This window comes from Polynucleobacter nymphae (assembly GCF_018882155.1).
Lineage (GTDB): Bacteria > Pseudomonadota > Gammaproteobacteria > Burkholderiales > Burkholderiaceae > Polynucleobacter > Polynucleobacter nymphae.
The window spans coordinates 1-540 of the sequence record NZ_JACVPA010000018.1 but is presented as its reverse complement, the minus strand read 5'-3'; the positions used below and the strand labels follow the sequence as shown (position 1 = coordinate 540).

1 pseudogene is annotated in these 540 nt (G+C 50.7%); it reads right to left on the bottom strand.

Features of this window, described 5'->3' with window-relative positions:
- Positions 1-540 (bottom strand): annotated as a pseudogene (locus ICN29_RS10640) (hypothetical protein); the annotation flags it as partial.

The window sequence follows — 540 nt, the reverse complement described above, 5'->3', positions numbered from 1 at the left end:
GAATTCCCCAAGGTCACTGCCCCGGTATAGCTCTGGGTACCACTGGTGGTGATATCCCCATTTAAGGTGATGCCGGTGCCTGTGATGGCTAAGTTACCTGAGGTAATAGTAGTAACAGTTACTGCCCCGCCACTACTGATCGTTAAGTTATTGGCAACGGTATTAAGAGCGCTAGTGGCGGTAATCGTTCCAGTGTTGCTACGGATCGTGAGTGGATCCGTAAAGGTGTAAGCGGTATTTACTGCGATTGCTCCAGTACCACTGGTACTACCAATGGTGATTGAGGAGAAGGTTCCTGGGAAGTAAGACCACTCGGTATCGTCAATGGCCAGAGCACACACTGCCCCACCACAAGAGGTAGCAGTAATCGAGCTACCAACCCCGATGGTGGTGCCATTGGTCTTAGGCTGAATTACGAGTGCACCTGTACCAGTGAGATTGCCACCGATACTAATCGCATCCGTAGTCAAGGTCAGGTTATTAGCGCTTGCTGTGATGGTTGAGCCAGTAGTAATGGCAGAAGCCGATAAGGTGGTGGCA